This is a genomic window from Ensifer sp. Root278 (assembly GCF_001429285.1).
Taxonomy (GTDB): domain Bacteria; phylum Pseudomonadota; class Alphaproteobacteria; order Rhizobiales; family Rhizobiaceae; genus Ensifer.
This window is the reverse complement of the sequence record NZ_LMJJ01000044.1, coordinates 243,547-262,144: the sequence shown is the minus strand read 5'-3', so window position 1 is coordinate 262,144 and position 18,598 is coordinate 243,547. Positions and strand designations below refer to the sequence as shown.

Annotated in this window: 14 protein-coding genes; 6 read left to right on the top strand and 8 right to left on the bottom strand. The window is 62.4% G+C overall.

What is annotated here, in order from left to right:
* Positions 1-249: 249 nt before the first annotated feature.
* Positions 250-1,620, bottom strand: coding sequence for a bifunctional UDP-N-acetylglucosamine diphosphorylase/glucosamine-1-phosphate N-acetyltransferase GlmU (glmU, locus tag ASE60_RS32915; RefSeq protein ID WP_057255926.1), 1,371 nt, complete (start codon positions 1,618-1,620; stop codon positions 250-252).
* A gap of 244 nt (positions 1,621-1,864) precedes the next feature.
* Between glmU and ASE60_RS32910 the strand changes: the two genes are divergently transcribed.
* Complete coding sequence (locus ASE60_RS32910; protein WP_057255924.1) at positions 1,865-3,631, top strand: hypothetical protein; 1,767 nt, start codon at positions 1,865-1,867, stop codon at positions 3,629-3,631.
* A 10-nt stretch (positions 3,632-3,641) separates the two neighbouring features.
* Here the strand turns inward: ASE60_RS32910 and ASE60_RS32905 are convergent, their stop codons facing one another.
* Positions 3,642-5,288 (bottom strand): Na/Pi cotransporter family protein, encoded by a 1,647-nt coding sequence (locus ASE60_RS32905; RefSeq protein ID WP_057255922.1) that lies wholly within the window; start codon positions 5,286-5,288, stop codon positions 3,642-3,644.
* Between the two features lie 350 nt (positions 5,289-5,638).
* Between ASE60_RS32905 and ASE60_RS32900 the strand changes: the two genes are divergently transcribed.
* From ASE60_RS32900 to glp, 5 genes are read left to right on the top strand one after another with little or no spacing between them, the layout of a single operon-like run.
* On the top strand, positions 5,639-7,531 hold the full coding sequence (locus ASE60_RS32900) for a peptidylprolyl isomerase (RefSeq protein ID WP_057255921.1): 1,893 nt from the start codon (positions 5,639-5,641) through the stop codon (positions 7,529-7,531).
* An 18-nt stretch (positions 7,532-7,549) separates the two neighbouring features.
* On the top strand, positions 7,550-8,563 hold the full coding sequence (trpD, locus tag ASE60_RS32895) for an anthranilate phosphoribosyltransferase (RefSeq protein ID WP_057255919.1): 1,014 nt from the start codon (positions 7,550-7,552) through the stop codon (positions 8,561-8,563).
* A 16-nt stretch (positions 8,564-8,579) separates the two neighbouring features.
* Positions 8,580-9,395: an indole-3-glycerol phosphate synthase TrpC gene (gene trpC, locus ASE60_RS32890; RefSeq protein WP_057255917.1), complete on the top strand. Its 816-nt coding sequence runs from the start codon at positions 8,580-8,582 to the stop codon at positions 9,393-9,395.
* Positions 9,395-9,883, top strand: a complete 489-nt coding sequence (gene moaC, locus ASE60_RS32885; protein WP_057255914.1) for a cyclic pyranopterin monophosphate synthase MoaC — start codon at positions 9,395-9,397, stop codon at positions 9,881-9,883. Before trpC ends, moaC begins: the two co-directional genes overlap by 1 nt.
* 4 nt (positions 9,884-9,887) lie before the next feature.
* Positions 9,888-11,099 carry a gephyrin-like molybdotransferase Glp gene (gene glp / locus ASE60_RS32880; RefSeq protein ID WP_057255912.1) on the top strand — a complete coding sequence of 404 codons (1,212 nt, stop codon included), beginning with the start codon at positions 9,888-9,890 and terminating at the stop codon, positions 11,097-11,099.
* Positions 11,100-11,410: 311 nt separating this feature from the next.
* Here the strand turns inward: glp and ASE60_RS32875 are convergent, their stop codons facing one another.
* The 6 genes from ASE60_RS32875 to ASE60_RS32850 all read right to left on the bottom strand — a co-directional run bounded on the left by ASE60_RS32875 (position 11,411) and on the right by ASE60_RS32850 (position 18,574).
* Positions 11,411-12,703 carry a hemolysin family protein gene (locus tag ASE60_RS32875; protein WP_057255910.1) on the bottom strand — a complete coding sequence of 431 codons (1,293 nt, stop codon included), beginning with the start codon at positions 12,701-12,703 and terminating at the stop codon, positions 11,411-11,413.
* A gap of 165 nt (positions 12,704-12,868) precedes the next feature.
* On the bottom strand, positions 12,869-13,612 hold the full coding sequence (locus tag ASE60_RS32870) for a FadR/GntR family transcriptional regulator (RefSeq protein ID WP_057255908.1): 744 nt from the start codon (positions 13,610-13,612) through the stop codon (positions 12,869-12,871).
* Positions 13,613-13,876: 264 nt separating this feature from the next.
* Complete coding sequence (locus ASE60_RS32865; protein WP_057255906.1) at positions 13,877-14,947, bottom strand: BMP family ABC transporter substrate-binding protein; 1,071 nt, start codon at positions 14,945-14,947, stop codon at positions 13,877-13,879.
* 48 nt (positions 14,948-14,995) lie between these two features.
* Positions 14,996-15,916, bottom strand: coding sequence for an ABC transporter permease (locus ASE60_RS32860; protein WP_057255904.1), 921 nt, complete (start codon positions 15,914-15,916; stop codon positions 14,996-14,998).
* Positions 15,916-17,010: an ABC transporter permease gene (locus ASE60_RS32855; protein ID WP_057255902.1), complete on the bottom strand. Its 1,095-nt coding sequence runs from the start codon at positions 17,008-17,010 to the stop codon at positions 15,916-15,918. Before ASE60_RS32855 ends, ASE60_RS32860 begins: the two co-directional genes overlap by 1 nt.
* Positions 17,000-18,574, bottom strand: coding sequence for an ABC transporter ATP-binding protein (locus tag ASE60_RS32850; protein ID WP_057255900.1), 1,575 nt, complete (start codon positions 18,572-18,574; stop codon positions 17,000-17,002). Before ASE60_RS32850 ends, ASE60_RS32855 begins: the two co-directional genes overlap by 11 nt.
* Positions 18,575-18,598: the final 24 nt, after the last annotated feature.

Genomic DNA, 18,598 nt, shown 5'->3' with positions numbered 1-18,598 from the left:
AGTCGTCTCCGATTTGTCCCCGCGCCCGTTGTGGCGCCTCAGCCGATAAGGGCGGATGTCCCGCCCGTTGCGCTGCCTTGGTAAAGCATTTGTCGAGCGAGGCAATCCGCCCCGATTTCACTTTCGGTTTCAGTATTTAACGCTCCGCAGGCTTCCTTGAATCGCAACCGATTCAGGCAAGAAAACCTGCAGCAATCAAAGCGCTACAGCGACCTTTGCGCATCCGATAAGGCGCGCGGCGCTGTAGATCTATTCGGCCGTTTTCGCAGCTTTCTTGGCCGCCTTCACAGCCAGGTAGCGCTCGCGCAGCAGCCGCGCCCGACCCGGCTTGATCTCCTGGCGCGCGCGGCCGAAGGCAACGGCATCGGCCGGAACATCCTCGGTAATCACGCTGCCCGAGGCGACCAGGGCGCCATCGCCGATCGTCACCGGTGCGACCAGCGACGAATTCGACCCGATGAAGGCATCTTCGCCGATGCGGGTCTCATGCTTGTTCACGCCATCATAGTTGCAGGTGATCGTACCGGCCCCGATGTTCGAACCCGCGCCGACGAAGGCGTCGCCGATATAGGTCAGGTGGTTGACCTTGGCGCCGGCGCCGATCTCCGCCTTCTTGACCTCGCAGAAGTTGCCGACCTTGGACTTTTCGCCAAGATCGGCGCCCGGGCGCAGCCGAGCAAAGGGACCAACTGTCGCCCCTGCCCGGACCGTCGCGCCCTCGACATGCGAGAAAGCGTGGATGATCGCACCGCTCTCGACGCGCGCGCCGGGACCGAAGACGACATTCGGCTCGACCAGCACATCCTGCTCAAGCACCGTATCCCAGGCGAGGAACACCGTTTCCGGCGCGATCATCGATACGCCCGACAACATCAGCTCGTGGCGCCGCCGCTGCTGCCAGAGCCGCTCGATGAAGGCGAGTTCGGCGCGTGTGTTGCAGCCGGTCAGTTCCTCCTCAGGAGCCTCGACGGCGATCGCCCGCCCGCCGATCTCGCGCACGATCTCGACGAGATCCGTCAGGTAATATTCGCCCTTGACGTTGGCGTTGCCGATGCGCCCGAGGAGATCGAGCGCCTTGCGGCCGTCGATCGCCATCAGTCCACCGTTGCAATAGGTGATGCGGCGTTCTTCGTCGGTCGCATCCTTATGCTCGCGAATGGCGAGCAAGGCACCGTCCTTGACGATTAGACGTCCATACCCGCTCGGATCCGCCGCCTCGAAGCCGATCACCACCACGTCGTTGCCGGCGGCAAGGCCATCACGTGCGGCCTTCAGCGGCTCCGGCTTGATCAGCGGCGTATCACCGAAGACGACGAGAATATCGTCATAGCCTTTCGCTATGGCGTCACGCGCGGCCAGCACTGCATGACCCGTGCCCAGCCGTTCCTTCTGCAGATAGGAAGAGACCGACACGCCGCCGACATCGGCCGCCGCCGAAACCGATTCCGCATCACGACCGACCACCAGGGCGATATCGGAAATCGAAGCGCTTGCCAGCGCCTGGACGACATGAGCGATCATCGGCCGGCCGGCGACCGGATGCAGCACCTTCGACATGGACGATTTCATCCGCGTGCTTTCACCCGCAGCCAGAATGATGGCCAGGCACGTCCGTTCCATACAATAGTCTCCTTGGTCTTTCCGAGGCCGACGCCCCCTGCACAATTTCTTAAATCGAAATCGCCTCAAGTACAAAATCACGCACGATTCGGCGCTGTGGTATCGCCAAGATATTGCGAGAAGCATAATTCTCACAATCACGTCGCATTAACCGGCTTAAAACCGGATGATGGCATAAGAAGGCGCGGAGCCTGTGTCAGCAAGCAGTGCGGGTGCATCGCTCCCCGGGGGGAACGAAACCGCAATGCATAGCCGCACCGAACTGGATGTACAGGCACGACAGGCGAGCGTGGCCCTCACCTTCGTCCGCTCACCATTGTTCTTGCTTGTCGTCACCCTCGGCGTGCTCGCGCTCCTGCTCTCCATCACGATCCGGCAGCCGATCGGCCCGATGTTCTGGGATCACTACCTTTATCTCGATGCCGCCAACCGCATACGAGACGGGCAAGTGCCGTCAGTCGACTTCTTCACGCCCGTTGGCGCGCTTGGCTACTACCTGTTCACGGGTCTCCAGGGCATCTTTCCCAACGGCCAGCCGTTGCTGCTGGCGAGCTGGTGCTTGCTGCTCGTCACCGGGCCGGCGATCGCGCTCGTCGTCTTCGACGTGCAAAAGCGCTCTGCGCTCCTTGCCTATGCGATCCTGCTGCCGTTCCTGGTCTTCTCGGTGGTGCCGTTCAACACCGGCGATTTCTACCCCTACCCCGGCTCCGATGGCTTCGGCATTTACAACCGCCAGGTCTGCCAGCTCCTCTACGTGCTGGCAGCGGCATTGGTTCATGTTCGCGACCGTCGTATTCTCGTGGTCGTCGTTGCAGCGGCGATGGCCGCTCTCTTTTTCGTGAAGATCACGGGCGTTATCGCTGGCACAGTTCTTTGCCTAGTGGCATTTGCCGCAGGCCGTATCCCCTTCAAATCAGCGGTAGCCGTAGCGTTGCTGTTCTTCGCCGTGCTGGCCGTGGTCGAGATTTCGATGGGCGCGGTGTCTGCCTATATCGACGACATCCTTGCGCTGCTGGCCGTCAATGACGGCAGCCTGTTGCCGCGTCTGCTGCAGGCGGCGTCGCTCAATGCCGGCCTGCTGATTCCGGCCGGACTGCTCGCGCTGGTGCTTTTCGTGGCGCACCTTCTGTCCTTTGCGCGGTCCTTGCGACAGCTTGGCGGGAACCCCTCTGCATCGGCACTCGCGGACGTCTTCGACCAATCGTTTCTTTGGCTGGCGGCCTTCGTTTTCGCCGGCATTCTTTTCGAAAGCCAGAACACCGGCAGCCAGGCCTTTATCTTTCTGCTGCCTTTGCTGCTCAAGATCGTTGTCGACGAGGTCAGCGGTGCCGCGCCCAAGCCACGTGCGATCACAGTGGCCATTCTTGCCCTGGCGGCCGCCCTGCCGCCGGCCAGCGCCATTGTTCAAAAGAGCGCTCGCGCCTGGATCGGCGCCGTCAACAATGTGCCGCTCGAGAGCCGAAACCTCAAAACGATGGGGGCAGTCAATCTACGGCCGATTCTCGCACTGCGCGCCGAGCGCCTGCGCGATATCTATGCGGCGCATCGCCCCACATTCGATGCCATGGCGGATGCCGGCGAGCTACCGTCTTTCCTGCTTTACAGCGATTTCGATTTCCAGGCCGGCTGGCTGACCAATGTGGATGAAGCCATCGATGCGATGCGCGCCTATGAAACGGCAAATGGCGTACGTTTCGAGACGATCCTCAACGTCGATTTCACCAATCCTTTTCCCTGGCTGATGGATCGCCGCGCGCCGGAACATGTCGCCATCGGTGCCGATCCGTTCCGTGCTGTCCCTCCGCCGGATGAAAATGTCCGCGCCGCTATCCGGTCACTCGACATCGCGCTCGTACCGACTTGTCCGGTCACCAACGTAAACCGCATGCTGCTTTCGCTCTATCAGCCGAGCCTCGAGCCCGGCCACACCCGAGTGATGCTGACGAAATGCTATGACGCCTTCATCCGCAATGAATTAAAGGCCGCGGCGCCCGCCGCCAGTGGCTCTTGAGATCTGACGATTAGGCTTCGGGCCGGAGACGGCTTTCGGTCAAAAGCCCGCTCTCCTCCAGGATCGGATAGGCGACGGACGCGATATGCGCGTTGACGCGCTTGAGATCGCGCAGCATGTCGAGATGCAGCGAGCTGGTCTGCAGGCTTTGAACCAGCCCGTCGCGCAACCGCTCGATGTGCCGCTCGGCCGAACGCTTCTCCATGTGGCGAACGCTCACCTTCACCTCGATGAGCTGGCGGGCGAGATCGGCATTGCGACTGACGAAGATGGATTGGGCAACGCGAAGATTGTCGATCGTAAGATTGAACAGGCTTTTCAGCTCCTGATAACCTTCCTCCGAGAACTTCAGACCGTTGTTGACCTTCTTGGCGATCTCATCGCAGAGCCCCTTCTCGATGATGTCGCCCATATGCTCGAGGTTGATGGCGTAGTCGATGATGACGATCGAGCGCCGGCCGTCTTCCTGGCTCAAACCATCGCGCCCCAAGCGCGACAGGAAGATCTTCACTTCCTGCTGTAGCTGGTCGACCTGTTTTTCGAACTTGGCGATGTCGCGAATATCGGAGAGATCGTTGTTCTCGAAAGCATTGGCTGCGCGCATCAGCATCATCTCGACCAGGTCGCCCACGCGCAGCACCTCGCGGGTCGCTCCGGAAAGCGCCATGACCGGGGTGTGCAGGGCATTTTCGTCGAGATAGCGCGGCCCGCTCTCTTCCGTCTCCGTATCGGGAATGAAGCGGACCATCAGTTGCGACAATAGCCCGGCAAAAGGCCAGGCGAGGATCGCGACGGCGAGATTGAAGGCAAGATGGATATCGACGGGCAGGTTCTGGCGCGGCAGCGGCAGGCTCTGCAGGAACTCGACGCTCATGCTGGTCAGCGGCAGCGCAATCAAACAGCCGACCGCACGAATGACGAGATTGCCGAGAGTGACGCGGCGCGCGGACGGGGCAGAAGCCAGGGTCGCCATGACCGGCGGGATCGCTCCTCCAAGGTTCGCGCCAAGCACGAGCGCCACCGTCAGCCCCACGGTGAGAATGCCCGCAGACGAAAGCGACAGGACCAGCATGACGACCGCCAGGCTGGAAGATGAAGCGAAGGCAAGCCCGGCAGATATGATGAGCGCGACGGGCCAGGCGCTGTCGAGCATGCCGAGAAACGCGGCGAGCGCCGGAGAATCACGCATCGGCTCGGTCGCCGAGCCCAGCAGATGCAACGACAGCAGCATGAGGCCGATGCCGACAAAGGCCGCCCCGAGACCCTGGCGGGCGTTCGAGCGGCTGGCACGGTGCAGAACTACGCCGACGAGGATCACGAGCGGCGACAGCCACTCGATGCCGGTCGCGACGATCCAGGCGGTCATGGCTGTCCCGACATTGGCCCCGAGAAGCACGATCTGCGCCATGCGCGAGCGCACGAGCCCCTTCTCCACGAAGGAAGCGGTCATCAAGGCGGTGGCCGTCGAACTCTGCAGGGCCAGCGTCGCCACAAGTCCGGTCGCGAACGAGCGTACGGCCCCGTTGGTTCCTTGGGCGAGACCGGCGCGCAAGCGCGCACCGAAGGCGCGTGTCACGCCGTCCTTGACGAGCGACAGGCCGAAGAGCAGCAGTGCGACTGCTCCAAAAAGATTGACCATCACGATTGTCGACTGCATGGCATGCCTTCCTGCGGGGTCTTCAGAATCGCCCCTTACCGTGCAACAGAAGCACAGTTCCAAGGCGTATTCGACACAATCTGACAGATAAATTTCAATTGCCGGCTAATGAATCCGACATGGATTGTACCGCGCGCGCCCGATGGGCTGGCGGGCTGACCGGCGATCTCACGCGCGCGCTGCAATGCGCCGGTGGCAACCATTGAAAACCGGGCGATCGGGATCGACCAACGATCCCGTGAGCGTGCGCAATTTGCGGCAAACAACCCTTCATTTCCTGTTTCGTTTGTTTTAAGGAACGAATTCGTTTTGGCCAATGGCCGCCGCATTGCAACGAGGTTTCTGCCCCCATGCTCGAATTCCTGAGAACTGCCGCCCAGACCTGGGTTGTCAAAGGCCTGCTAGTCATTCTCGTGCTGTCGTTCATGGTGTGGGGCGGCTCATCTCTGACGATGACGAACCAATCGGATGCGGTGGTGGTCGTCGGCGACGTCAAGGTCAAGGCGCCGGAGTTCCGGCTTACCTATGAAACCATGCTGGCTCAGGCCTCCCGCCAGCTCGGCACGCGGCTGACGCCACAACAGGCACGCGCCTTCGGCATCGAACAGCGGGTCTATTCGCAGGTCGTCGCCGGCGCTGCTCTCGACCAGCTTGCAGACGACATGAACCTCGGGCTGTCGCAGGACCGGCTGGCCAAGCTGATCGCCGACGATCCGGCGTTCCACAGCGTCAACGGCCAGTTCGACCGTCTGACGTTCTCCAGCGTTCTGCGCAACGCCGGCCTGCGCGAACAGGACTACATCAACAGCCAGAGCCAGACCGCGATCCGTTCGCAGATCGTCGATGCCCTCTCGGACGGTTATGCCGCTCCCAAGGTGCTGACCGACGCGATCGGCGCCTACCGCCACGAAAAGCGGACGGTCGACTACCTGCTGCTCTCGAACGCCAATATCGACGCTGTGAAGGCACCGGGCGACGACGTGTTGACGCCCTGGTACGATGGCCGCAAGGCAAACTATCGCGCCCCCGAATACCGCAAGGTCAGCTATGTAAAGCTCGAGCCGGTCGACGTCGCCGACACCGCAGCCGTGACGGAAGATGAGATGCGCACCGAGTATGACCGGCGCAAGGAGAGCTTCCGCACCGTTGCGACGCGGACCATCGAGCAGCTTACCTTCCCGTCGCGTGCAGCGGCTGACGCCGCAGCGGCCAAGCTCTCGTCCGGCACGAGCTTCGACGATCTGGTGAAAGCCGAAGGCAAGACGTCGGCCGACGTTCTTCTCGGCGAATTCTCCAAGGATCGCGTGCCCGATGCCAAGGTCGCCGAGGCGGCCTTCGCAGTTGCCGCAGACGGCGGCGTATCTCCGGTTGTCGACGGCGCCTTCGGCCCGGTCATTCTCCGCGTGACGAATATCCGGCCGGAAGCGGTGCGCAGCTTCGACGAAGTCAAGGAAGAGCTGCGCAAGGACATCGCGCTTTCCGCGGCGAGCGAAGAAGTCATGCGCCTCCACGACAAGATCGAGGACGAGCGCGCTTCCGGGGCTCCGATCAAGGAAGTGGCCGACCAGCTCAAGCTGAAGCTGGTGACCATCGATGCGATCGATGCAACCGGCAAGGACAAGAACGGCGACGACGTTGCCGGTCTGCCGGAGCAGGCAGCCCTTCTGCAGGAAGTCTTCAAGGCGGATGTCGGCGCAGAAACCCTGCCGGTGAATGTCGGCCGCGACGGCTATGTCTGGTTCGACCTCGATGAAGTTACCCCCGCGCGTGATCGCACGCTGGACGAGGCTCGCGACGAAGTCGGCGCCGACTGGATGGCAGAACAGCAGCGCGCAGCACTTGCCAAGAAGGCCGGTGAGCTGAAGCAGCGTCTCGCGCAGGGTGCAAAGCTTGCCGACATTGCCAATGAACTCGGCCTCGCCGTCGAAACGAAGTCCGGCCTGATGCGCTCCACTTCGGACGCCGCCCTTAGCCCGGCGGCTGTCGTCGCTGCCTTCTCGGGCCCGAACGGTTTTGTCACCAACGCTGCCGGCATCGGTGGCGAGGGACAGGTGCTCTTGCAGGTGACGGCGGTCGAGGATGGCGGCCCGACGGATGCCCTGCAGGACGATAGCCGTCAGATCGAGGCTCTGGCCAGCGTCAGCGGTGCAGATATTGTCGATCAAATGGTCGCCACGCTGCAGGCCGCTTATGGCGTGACGATCAACCAGACGCTCGGCGAAACCGCAATTGCGCAACGATAGGCTTCGAGGAAACAAACGATGAGTGATCTGAAGCCATTCGTCGCCAAGGTGGCCGCCCGTGAGGCGCTGAACCGCGAAGACGCGCGTGCCGCCTTCGAAATCATCATGTCGGGGGCCGCGACGCCATCGCAGATCGGTGGCTTCCTGATGGCGCTGCGCGTGCGCGGCGAAACGGTCGATGAGATCGTCGGCGCGGTCGGCGCCATGCGTGCCCGCATGCTGCCGGTCGATGCACCTGATGATGCCATCGATATCGTCGGAACCGGCGGCGACGGCGCCGGCACCTACAACATCTCGACGCTCGCTTCGCTCATCGTCGCCGGCGCCGGTGTACCGGTTGCCAAGCACGGCAACCGCGCGCTGAGCTCGAAGTCGGGCACCGCCGATGCGCTCTCGTGCCTCGGCGTCAAGCTCGACATCGGCCCCGAAGCTATCTCGCAGTGCATTCGCGAGGCGGGCGTCGGCTTCATGTTCGCACAGCAGCATCATTCGGCAATGCGCCACGTCGGCCCAACGCGGGTGGAGCTTGGCACGCGCACGATATTCAACTTGCTCGGCCCGCTCTCCAATCCGGCGGGCGTCAAGCGACAGCTGGTCGGCGTCTATGCGCCGCAGTGGGTACAGCCGCTCGCGGAAGTGCTGCGCGATCTCGGTTCCAAAAATGTCTGGGTCGTTCACGGCGAAGGCCTCGACGAGATCACCACGACCGGGACGACGCAGGTCGCTGCCCTCGAAGACGGCAAGATCTCGACTTTCACGCTGACGCCGGCCGATTTCGGCCTTCCTACGGTGACGCTCGATGTACTGAAAGGCGGCGACGGCGCGCACAATGCCGTTGCGCTCCAGGCCGTGCTCGATGGCGCCGAGAACCCCTATCGGGACATTTCCCTTGCCAATGCGGCCGCATCGCTGATGATAGCCGGACGGGCGAAAGACCTCGGCGAGGGCATGGCGCTCGCCCGCCAGTCGCTTTCGAGCGGCGGCGCCAAGATGGCGCTGCAGCGCCTGATCAGCGTTTCGAACGCAGCCTGAAGAAGGATCGGCAACGATGACGGATATCCTGCGCAAGATCGAAGCCTACAAGCGCGACGAGATCGCGGCCGCGAAAGCACAGACGCCGCTTTCCGAACTCAAGGCGCATATTGCCGAACAGTCTGCGCCGCGTGGCTTTCACTCAGCGCTCACCGCGCGCAGGGCCGGCGGCACATTCGGGCTGATCGCGGAGATCAAGAAGGCGAGCCCATCCAAGGGGCTCATTCGTCCGGACTTCGACCCGCCGGCGCTTGCCAAGGCCTACGAAGCTGGTGGTGCCGCCTGTCTCTCGGTACTCACGGATGCGCCGAGCTTTCAAGGTGCACCGGCCTTTCTGGAAGCCGCACGCGCGGCCTGCGGCCTGCCGGCACTGCGCAAGGACTTCATGTTCGAAAGCTACCAGGTGTTCGAGGCTCGGGCCTGGGGCGCGGACTGCATCCTGCTGATCATGGCTTCGCTCAGCGACGACGACGCCCGCCGCCTTGAAGATGCGGCCTTCGAGCTTGGCATGGATGTGCTGATCGAAGTGCACGACGCCGAGGAAATGGAACGGGCGCTCAAGCTCGCCTCCCCCCTCGTCGGCATCAACAACCGCAATTTGCGCACCTTCGAGGTCAACCTCGCCGTCTCGGAGCAGCTAGCAGGCATGGTCCCTTCCGACCGGCTGCTGGTCGGCGAAAGCGGCATCTTCACCCATGAGGATTGCCAGCGCCTGGAAAAGAGCGGCATCACCACCTTCCTCGTCGGCGAAAGCCTGATGCGCAAGAGCGATGTGGAAGCGGCCACGCGTACCCTGCTGACCGGCGCTGCAAACACATTGGCGGCCGAGTGATGGGTAAGCCGACGCTCACGCATCTTGGTGGCAGCGGCGAAGCGAACATGGTGGATGTCGGCGAAAAGGCCGAGACGGTGCGCATTGCGGTCGCCGAGGGCCATGTGCGCATGAAGGCGGAAACGCTGACGCTCATTCTCGAAGGCGATGCGAAGAAGGGCGATGTCATCGGCACCGCGCGGCTCGCCGGCATCATGGCCGCCAAGCAGACCGCCAATCTCATCCCGCTCTGCCACCCGCTGATGCTGACGAAGGTTGCCGTTGACATCACGCCCGACCCCACGCTTCCCGGCCTCCGGGTCGAGGCACTCGCCAAACTCACCGGCCGCACGGGCGTCGAGATGGAAGCGTTGACGGCTGTGAGCGTCGCGTGCCTTACCATCTACGATATGGCGAAGGCCGCAGATCGGGAAATGGAGATCGGCGGGATCCGGGTGGTCAGCAAGTCCGGCGGTCGGTCCGGCGATTTTCGGCGCGAAGGGAACTGAGGTCATGTCGCTGCTGTCCGTCGAAGATGCACTCGACCGAATTCTCGACAGCGCAACCCCGAGACCACTGGCAGAGCGTGTCGATCTTCACGACGCTGTCGGCCGCGTCCTTGCCGAGGATATCTCGGCACTCGTCACTCATCCCGCCTTCGACAATTCGGCGATGGACGGCTATGCGGTTCGCCATCAGGATATCGAGACCGCTGGCGCGGAACTTATTGTGATCGGCCAATCGGCTGCCGGCCATGGCTTCAAGGGAGAGGTGGGGCCTGGAGAGGCCGTCCGCATCTTCACCGGAGCCCCCCTGCCCGCCGGTGCCGATACGGTGATCATCCAGGAAGATACCGAGCGCCGGCCGGAAGACCGGATCCGCACCAAGTTCGTGCCCGGCAAGGGCCGCCATATCCGCTTGGCCGGACAGGACTTCGCTCAGGACGAAAAGGCGCTATCGGCTGGTAACCTACTCGATGCCGGGCGACTGACGCTGGCCGCGGGCATGAACCACGCGAATCTCCCCGTTTTCAAGCGGCCGAAGATCGCAATCCTTGCGACCGGCGACGAGCTTCTGCCTCCCGGGAGCAAGCCGGGGCCGGACCAGATCATCGCCTCGAACAGCTTCGGCGTCGCGGCAATCGCGCGCGACAATGGCGCGGAGGTCATCGATCTTGGCATTGTCGCCGACGACCAGCAGGCAATCGCCGCTCAGGTCGCGCGGGCTCAAGCAGCCGATGTCGACGTGCTTGTCACGCTCGGCGGCGCGTCGGTCGGCGACCATGACCTGGTTCAGGCAACTCTACTTTCCTGCGGCATGACGCTCGACTTCTGGCGCATCGCCATGCGGCCGGGAAAGCCACTGATGGTAGGCAAGCTCGGAGCTACGACCGTGCTCGGCCTCCCCGGCAACCCGGTCTCGAGCCTCGTTTGCGCGCTGCTGTTCCTGGAGCCGCTGACACGCAAGCTCGCACAGCTACCGTTCCGCGAACGCATGACGACGGCGAAACTTGCAAGCGCCTTGCCCGCCAACGACATCAGGCAGGACTATGTGCGCGCGCGGCTCACTAAGGGTGAGGATGGTGACCTCATTGCCCATCCGTTCTCGCGGCAGGATTCGTCGATGATGAAAGTCTTTGCCCAGTCCGACTGCCTGATCGTGCGCCGGCCGCACGCTGCAGAAGCACCCCAGGGCGCATCCTGCGACATCCTCAGGCTTCGCTGAACCGCTTTGTCAATTCTGCTGGCATCCGCGGACCGGCGGACCAAGCGTCGCCGATACTGGACGGACTCATTTCTGCTCCGGAGCCGTGGCTGGTGTCATGGCGCCGACATCATAACTCTGTACAAGCAAGCTACCACCGCCGAGGACCTCCGACTACGGATGTACTAGCGGACCCGCGGTGATCTGGAAAAAGGTCGGGTTTAGCCCGGCCTTTTGCATTTGCGGCGGGTGAGGCAATCCATAGCGACGCTACCGCCTCGCGCCGAGAGCAACTGCGCCCCCGGCCCCCTCGACACGTTTCATGGACTGGATCAGTTGGCCGCTTCGTCGCTTCGGCTGACCAGGATCTTGTCGATCCGGCGTGCATCCATGTCGATTACCTCGAACCGGTAGCCGTGAGCGATGGCGATATCGCCCTCCTCCGGCGTCTTGCGCAGCTGCTGCACCAGGAAACCGGCGATTGTCTCGAAGTTACCGTCGGCATCGATGCCTTCGATGCCGATCGTCAGGTGAATTTCGTCGATCGGCGTGCGGCCGTCGACGAGGTAGCTGCCATCCTCACGCACACGGATCAGCGCGTGTTCGATGTCGTCGTAGTTCGACGGCAACACGCCGACGATCGCTTCGAGGATATCGGCGATGGTGATGATGCCTTCGGTGCTGCCATATTCGTCGACGATCATCGCCAAATTGATGCTCGACGACTTGAAGGCTTCCAGTGCCTTTAGGCAGGAAGCCGTCTCCGGCAAGGTGTGGATTTCCTTTATGTACCTGCGCACATCGAACGGACTGGAGGTCGGGGCGTTCAGGACCTCCTTCGCTAGGACGGCGCCAAGCACGTCGCCGCTCGGTCCATCGACCACCGGATAACGGGAATGGTTGAATTGGCCGATCTTGCGGCCCACCGTCTCCAGACTGTCGTTGACGTCGATGAAGCTCACCTCGGTCCGGTGGGTCATAATCGACTTCACGTTGCGGTCGCCAAGCCGGATGATGCGGCGGAGCATCTCGTGCTCCGACTTCTCGATCGCGCCGCTTTCGACACCCTCGGCCATGATCGCGTGGACTTCCTCCTCCGTTACATGGTCCGGATCATCCGGGCGCATGCCGAGGAGGCGCATGGCGACCGATGCGGCCGTTTCGAACAGATAGACGATCGGAGCCGCGATCCGCGACAGAAGATGCATCGGGCGCGCGACGAACATCGCCAGCGCTTCGGAATTCTTCAGTGCCAGTTGCTTCGGGATAAGCTCGCCGATCACGACCGAGAGGAACGTAATCAGGGTGACGACGAGCGCGACGGCGACCGTATTTCCGTAGGGATGAATCCAGGCGATTTCATCGAGGGTCGGTGCGATCTTGGCAGCGATAGTCGCACCGCCATAGGCGCCGGCCAGCGTGCCGACCAGCGTAATGCCGACCTGTACCGTGGAAAGGAATTTACCGGGATCTTCCGCCAGCCGCAGCGCAACCTCGGCGCGGGCGTTTCCCTGTTTTGCCATCTGGCGAAGCATGGGCTTGCTTGCCGAGACGATTGCCATTTCCGAGAGAGCAAAAAATGCATTAATCAAAAGCAGGACGAAAATGACAAAAAATTCGGACATGGTCTCCAGATCACCGTTGACGAAAGCCGCTCCGCTGGGAACGACCAATCACCAGATAAGGCCAGCGGGCGATCTGAGCAAGCGCAAGCATTGAAATCTATGCGATCTGCTGAACATTGGAGATCATCAATAGCGGGATTTCGAACAATCCCGGAGAAGCTGAACTCAGGCGCGGTTATGCAAGGCGCTGCGGACCCGCTCGCGACCGATCTTGATCACATTCTCCATCGCGAGCCGGGCGCCGACTTCGTCGCGGCGGCCGATTTCCTCAACGATGCGGATATGGTTGCGGGCGACCTCGTCTATGCCGCCCCTTTCGGCGACAGGCGAGCTCAGCTTGAAGACGCCAACCAGCGCCGCTTCAATCAGCCCGCCGACCGTCCGCATGAACGGATTTCCGGAGGCTTCGGCGACAGCGAGGTGAAATTTCAGATCCGCCACGGCAAGGCTCTCTGCCGTGTGTCCCTCTTCGCCCATGGCAACGGCGAGCCGCATCATACGGCTGATTTCCGCTTCCGAGGCGTTTCGCGCGGCCAGGGCTGCTGCATGCGGCTCGAAGGCGAGGCGCACTTCACTCAGGTGGTAGAGAAAATCTTCATCGACCCCGCACTCGAAATGCCAGGTCAGGATATCGCTGTCGAACAGGTTCCAGTCGTTGCGCGGCGTTACGCGCGTGCCGATGCGGGCACGGGGCACGACCAGCCCCTTGGCGGCAAGCGTCTTCATGGACTCGCGCAGTACTGTTCGCGACACCTTGAAGCGCGCGGCGAGCTCCGGATCTCCCGGAAGGATCGAGCCCACAGGAAACTCGCCGGATATGATCGCCTTTCCCAGTTGATCGACGACATGCGCATGGCTCGTGCGTTTGCGCGAGCCGGACACAACGGTTTCCAGCAAACTCCTGTTCAATCCATCTCCTCCAGGCACTCCCCTGCCTGACTTTGCCGACACACGGATATCGGTGCTGCGCAGCGCCGCCGACCGTTTGTCCAAACTTGCGCAAACGAGTGTAGTTTGATCGACCGATTCCGGAAAGCCCCCGGAAAGACAGGCGAAATCGGCGTTGGCAAACGATGTCCGATCGTAGCCGCACAGGCTTGCCATGCCCCATTCTGAAACGAACAAACCCCGCCAGGCGGCGGGGTTTGCCCCACTTCGCTTCTGTGCAGCCGTTTACTTCGGCAGTTGGTCGTCGACGCCCTCGACGTAGAAGTTCATGCCGAGCAGGGTGCCGTCATCAGACGTTGCGCCGGCTGCGAGCCATTCGCTGCCGTCCTGCTTCTTCAGCGGGCCGGTGAAGGGCTTGAGCTCGCCCGACTTGATCTTGGCTTCGGTTTCCTCGGCCAGCTTCTTCACGTCATCAGGCATGTTGGTGTAGGGCGCCATCGTCAGGATGCCGTCCTTCAGGCCGTCCCAGCTCGATGTCGTTTCCCACTTGCCGTCGAGGAAAGCCTGCGTGCGTTTGATGTAATAGGCGCCCCAGGTGTCGACAATGGCCGTCAGCTGCGTCTCCGGGCCAGCCTTGATCATGTCGGAAGCCTGGCCGAAGGCCTTGATGCCGCGTTCCGCGGCAACCTGCATCGGAGCCGTCGTGTCGGTGTGCTGCGTCAGGATGTCGACGCCCTGGTCAACCAGCGCCTTGGCGGCATCGGCTTCCTTGCCGGGGTCAAACCAGGTGTTTGCCCACACGACCTTGATCTTGAAATCGGGGTTTACCGAGCGCGCACCGATGATGAAGGAGTTGATGCCCATCACCACTTCCGGGATCGGGAAGGATGCGATGTAGCCGGCGACGCCCTTCTGCGACATTTTCGCGGCGATCTGGCCCTGGATGTAGCGGCCTTCATAGAAGCGGCTGTTGTAGGTCGCGACGTTCGGCGCGGTCTTGTAGCCGGTGGCATGTTCGAACTTCACGTCCGGGAACTTCTGCGCGATCTTGATGGTCGCATCCATGAAGCCGAACGACGTCGTGAAGATCAGGCCGCAACCAGAGCGTGCCAGGCGCTCGATTGCGCGCTCCGCATCGGGGCCTTCCGGCACGCTTTCGAGATACTGGGTCTCGATCTTGTCGCCGAGTTGCTTTTCCAGCTCCTGACGGCCGATGTCGTGCGCCTGGGTCCAGCCGCCATCGGTCTTGGCACCGACGTAGACGAAGCAGACCTTGGCCTTTTCCTGAGCGCTGGCACCCGTGGCGAAGCCGATCACCGCCGCGGTGCTTGCGAGAGCGAGCAGTAGTTTCTTCATTTTTTTACCCCTGTCGGTTTGAGAAACGTTTGTCTGAAATACTGTCTGTCAGCGGTCCGGCACGAACGGTTTGCCGAGCGATGCCGGTGTATTGATCAAGGTCATGCGCCGGTTGTGCGAAATGAGAATGAGTACGACGATCGTCGCCACATAAGGAAGCGATGAAAGGAGTTGTGAGGGAATACCCAGACCGAAGGCCTGCGCATGCAGCTGGCTGATCGAGACCGCACCGAAGAGATAGCCGCCGGCCACCAGCCGCCAGGGCCGCCAGGAAGAAAAGACCACCAGCGCCAGCCCGATCCAGCCGCGCCCCGCCGACATGTTTTCCACCCATTGCGGCGTGTAGACGAGCGACAGCTGCGCACCGGCGAGCCCGGCGCAAGCGCCGCCGAACATGACGGCCAGATAACGGGTGCGGATGACGTCAACGCCGAGCGCGTGCGCGGAAGCGTGGCTGTCGCCGACAGCCCTGAGCTTGAGACCGGCGCGGCTGCGAAACAGGAACCAGTGCACGCCGGCGACAATCGCAATCGATAGATAAAAGATGATGTCCTGTCGGAACAGCAGCGGACCGATAACCGGAATGTCCGCCAGAAGCGGTATCGTGATCGGCTGCAGCTTGATGCCCTGAAGGCCGAGGAAACTCTCGCCCATCATGCCGGAAACGCCGATCCCGAGCAGCGTCAGGGCAAGGCCGGTCGCCACCTGGTTTGCCACGAGCGTCAACGTCAGGAAAGCGAAGAGCTGCGAGAAGATCGCGCCGCAGGCAACACCTGCAAGCATGCCGAGATAGGGCGAGCCGGTAATCTGGGTGATCGCGAAGGCGGAGACCGCCCCCATGATCATCATGCCTTCGACGCCGAGGTTGAGAACGCCTGAGCGTTCCGTCACCAGTTCGCCGATCGCGGCGAGCACCAGCGGGGTCGCGGCGGTGATGACACTCAAGAGGATCGCTTCGACAATACCCATCAGCGGCTCACCTCGGTGTTTGTCGCGGTCAACCGGTCGAAGACCAGTTTGATGCGGTAGTGGATGAGGGTGTCGCAGGAGAGCACGAAGAAGAGCAGCAATCCCTGGAAGACGCGCGTCACCTTTTCGGAAACGCCGATCGAAAGCTGCGCCGCTTCACCGCCGAGATAGGTCAAGGCGAGCACCAGGCCGGCGGCCACAATGCCGAGCGGATTGAGGCGACCAAGGAAGGCGACGATGATCGCGGTGAAGCCGTAGCCGGGCGAGATGACCGGGCGCAGCTGCTGGATCGCACCGCTGACCTCGGATATGCCGGCGAGCCCAGCCAAGGCGCCGGACAGCAGCATCGAAAACCAGATCATCCGGCGCGACGAGAAACCGGCAAAGCGCCCTGCCCGTTCCGACTGGCCGAGAACGGAAATCTCGAAGCCCTTCAGCGTGTAGCGCATCATGAACCAGACGAGGACTGCCGCGATGATGGCGAAAGCGAAGCCCCAATGGGTCCGTCCCGAGGCGATCATCTCCGGCAGGATCGCATCGACGGCGAAAGTGCGCGTCTCCGGAAAATTCATCCCACCCGGGTTGCGCCAGGGGCCACGCACCAGCCAGTCGAGAAAGAGCTGAGCGACATAGACCAGCATCAGGCTCGTCAGGATTTCATTGGTGTTCATATGCGCCTTGAGGAAGGCGGGAATTGCCGCAAACAAAGCGCCGCCGAGCATGCCCATTAGCATCATCAGCGGCAGCACCAGCGGCGACTGCCAGTCGTAGAAGACCACCGGCAGGATCGAACCGGCGATGGCGCCCATGATGAACTGGCCCTCGGCACCGATGTTCCAGTTGTTGGAGCGGAAGCAGACCGAAAGCCCGACGCCGATCAGGATCAGGGGGGCTGCCTTGATCGCCAGTTCGTGCAGCGACCAGACCTCGCTCAACGGTTCGACGAAGAAGCTGTAGAGCGCCATCACCGGGTTCTTGCCGAGCAGCGCGAACATGATGCCGCCGAAGACAATCGTCAGCAGGAAGGCGATGAACGGCGACAGGATCGAAAACAGCGTCGAGACCTTGGCGCGCTTTTCCAGTTCAATGCGCATGTGCGGCCTCCGTGCCTTCCGTCTTGCCGTACATGCCGCCCATCAGCAGGCCGATCTTTTCGCGCGAGAGTTCTTTCGCCGGATAGGGATCGGAGAGCCGCCCGTCGCTGATGACGGCGATTTCCGTCGCCACCTCGAAGATCTCGTCCAGATCCTGGCTGATGACGAGAACAGCCGAGCCCGCCTTGGCAAGGTCAACGAGCGCCTGGCGAATACGGCTGGCGGCGCCGGCATCGACACCCCAGGTCGGTTGATTGACGACGAGCACGCTCGGCTGCCGGTCGAGCTCACGGCCGACGATGAACTTCTGCAGGTTGCCGCCCGACAGCGAGCCCGCCGGCGGGTCCTCGCCGCTCTTGCGCACGTCCATCGCCTCGGAAATGCGCTTCGTGGCGCTCGTCACCGCATCGCGGCGGATGATCTTGAGGAAACCGCCACCAAGGAATGCCTTGGCGTCCGAACGGCTGCGGGCAAGCACGAGATTGTCCGAGAGCGGCAGCGCCGATACGGCGGCATGGCCGTGGCGCTCTTCGGGAACGAAGCCCGCGCCCATCAGGCGGCGGGCATTGATGTTCCTGTTGCCGACCGGCTTCTGCCGGATCTGCACGGCATTCTCGTCAACGACCGGATACTCGCCCGACAGCGCATCGAAGAGTTCGCCCTGGCCATTGCCGGCGACACCGGAGATTGCCAGCACCTCGCCGGCGTGGACCTTTAGACAGATGTTCTTCAGCGAAACGGCAAAGGGTGTGCGGGCCGGAACCGTCAGATGCCGCGCCTCGAGCTGCACCTGGCCCTTGGCGCTCGTGCCTTCGGCCGTCACCGCCGCGACGTCACTTCCAACCATCATGCGCGCCAGCGACGACGGGGTCTCCGCCTTCGGATCGCAAGCGCCCGTCACCTTGCCGTGACGCAGCACCGTTGCGCGGTCGCAGATGCGTTGGACCTCTTCGAGCCGGTGGCTGATATAGAGAACCGAGCGGCCCTCCGCCTTCAGCTTGTAGAGCGTTTCGAACAGGCGATCGGCTTCCTGCGGAGTCAGAACCGAAGTCGGCTCGTCGAGAATGATGAGGCGCGGGTTCTGCAGCAGCGCGCGCACGATCTCGATCCGCTGGCGCTCGCCCACGGAAAGATCGGCCACATGCGCCTTGGGGTCGAGCGGCAAGCCGTAGGCATGCGATAGGCGCGAAGCCTCTTCCGCCACCTTCGCGAGCGAGATGTTCGCATCCATGGAGAGCGCAATGTTTTCCGCGACGGTCAGCGCCTCGAACAGCGAAAAATGCTGGAAAACCATGCCGATGCCGAGTTTGCGCGCGGCGGCGGGATTGGCGATGCGCACGCTCTGGCCCTGCCAAAGGATCTCTCCTGCCGTCGGCGCCAATACGCCGAACAGCATCTTCACCAGGGTCGATTTTCCGGCACCGTTTTCGCCGAGAAGGGCGTGGATTTCGCCCTGTTCAATCTGCAGATTGATCCCATTGCAGGCCGCGAAGCTGCCAAACAATTTCGTCAGGTTGCTCACAGCCAATAGGTGACCGTTCGCCGCTACTCCCTCAACAGGCACGCTGCCCTCTTTCCCCTCTGTTGA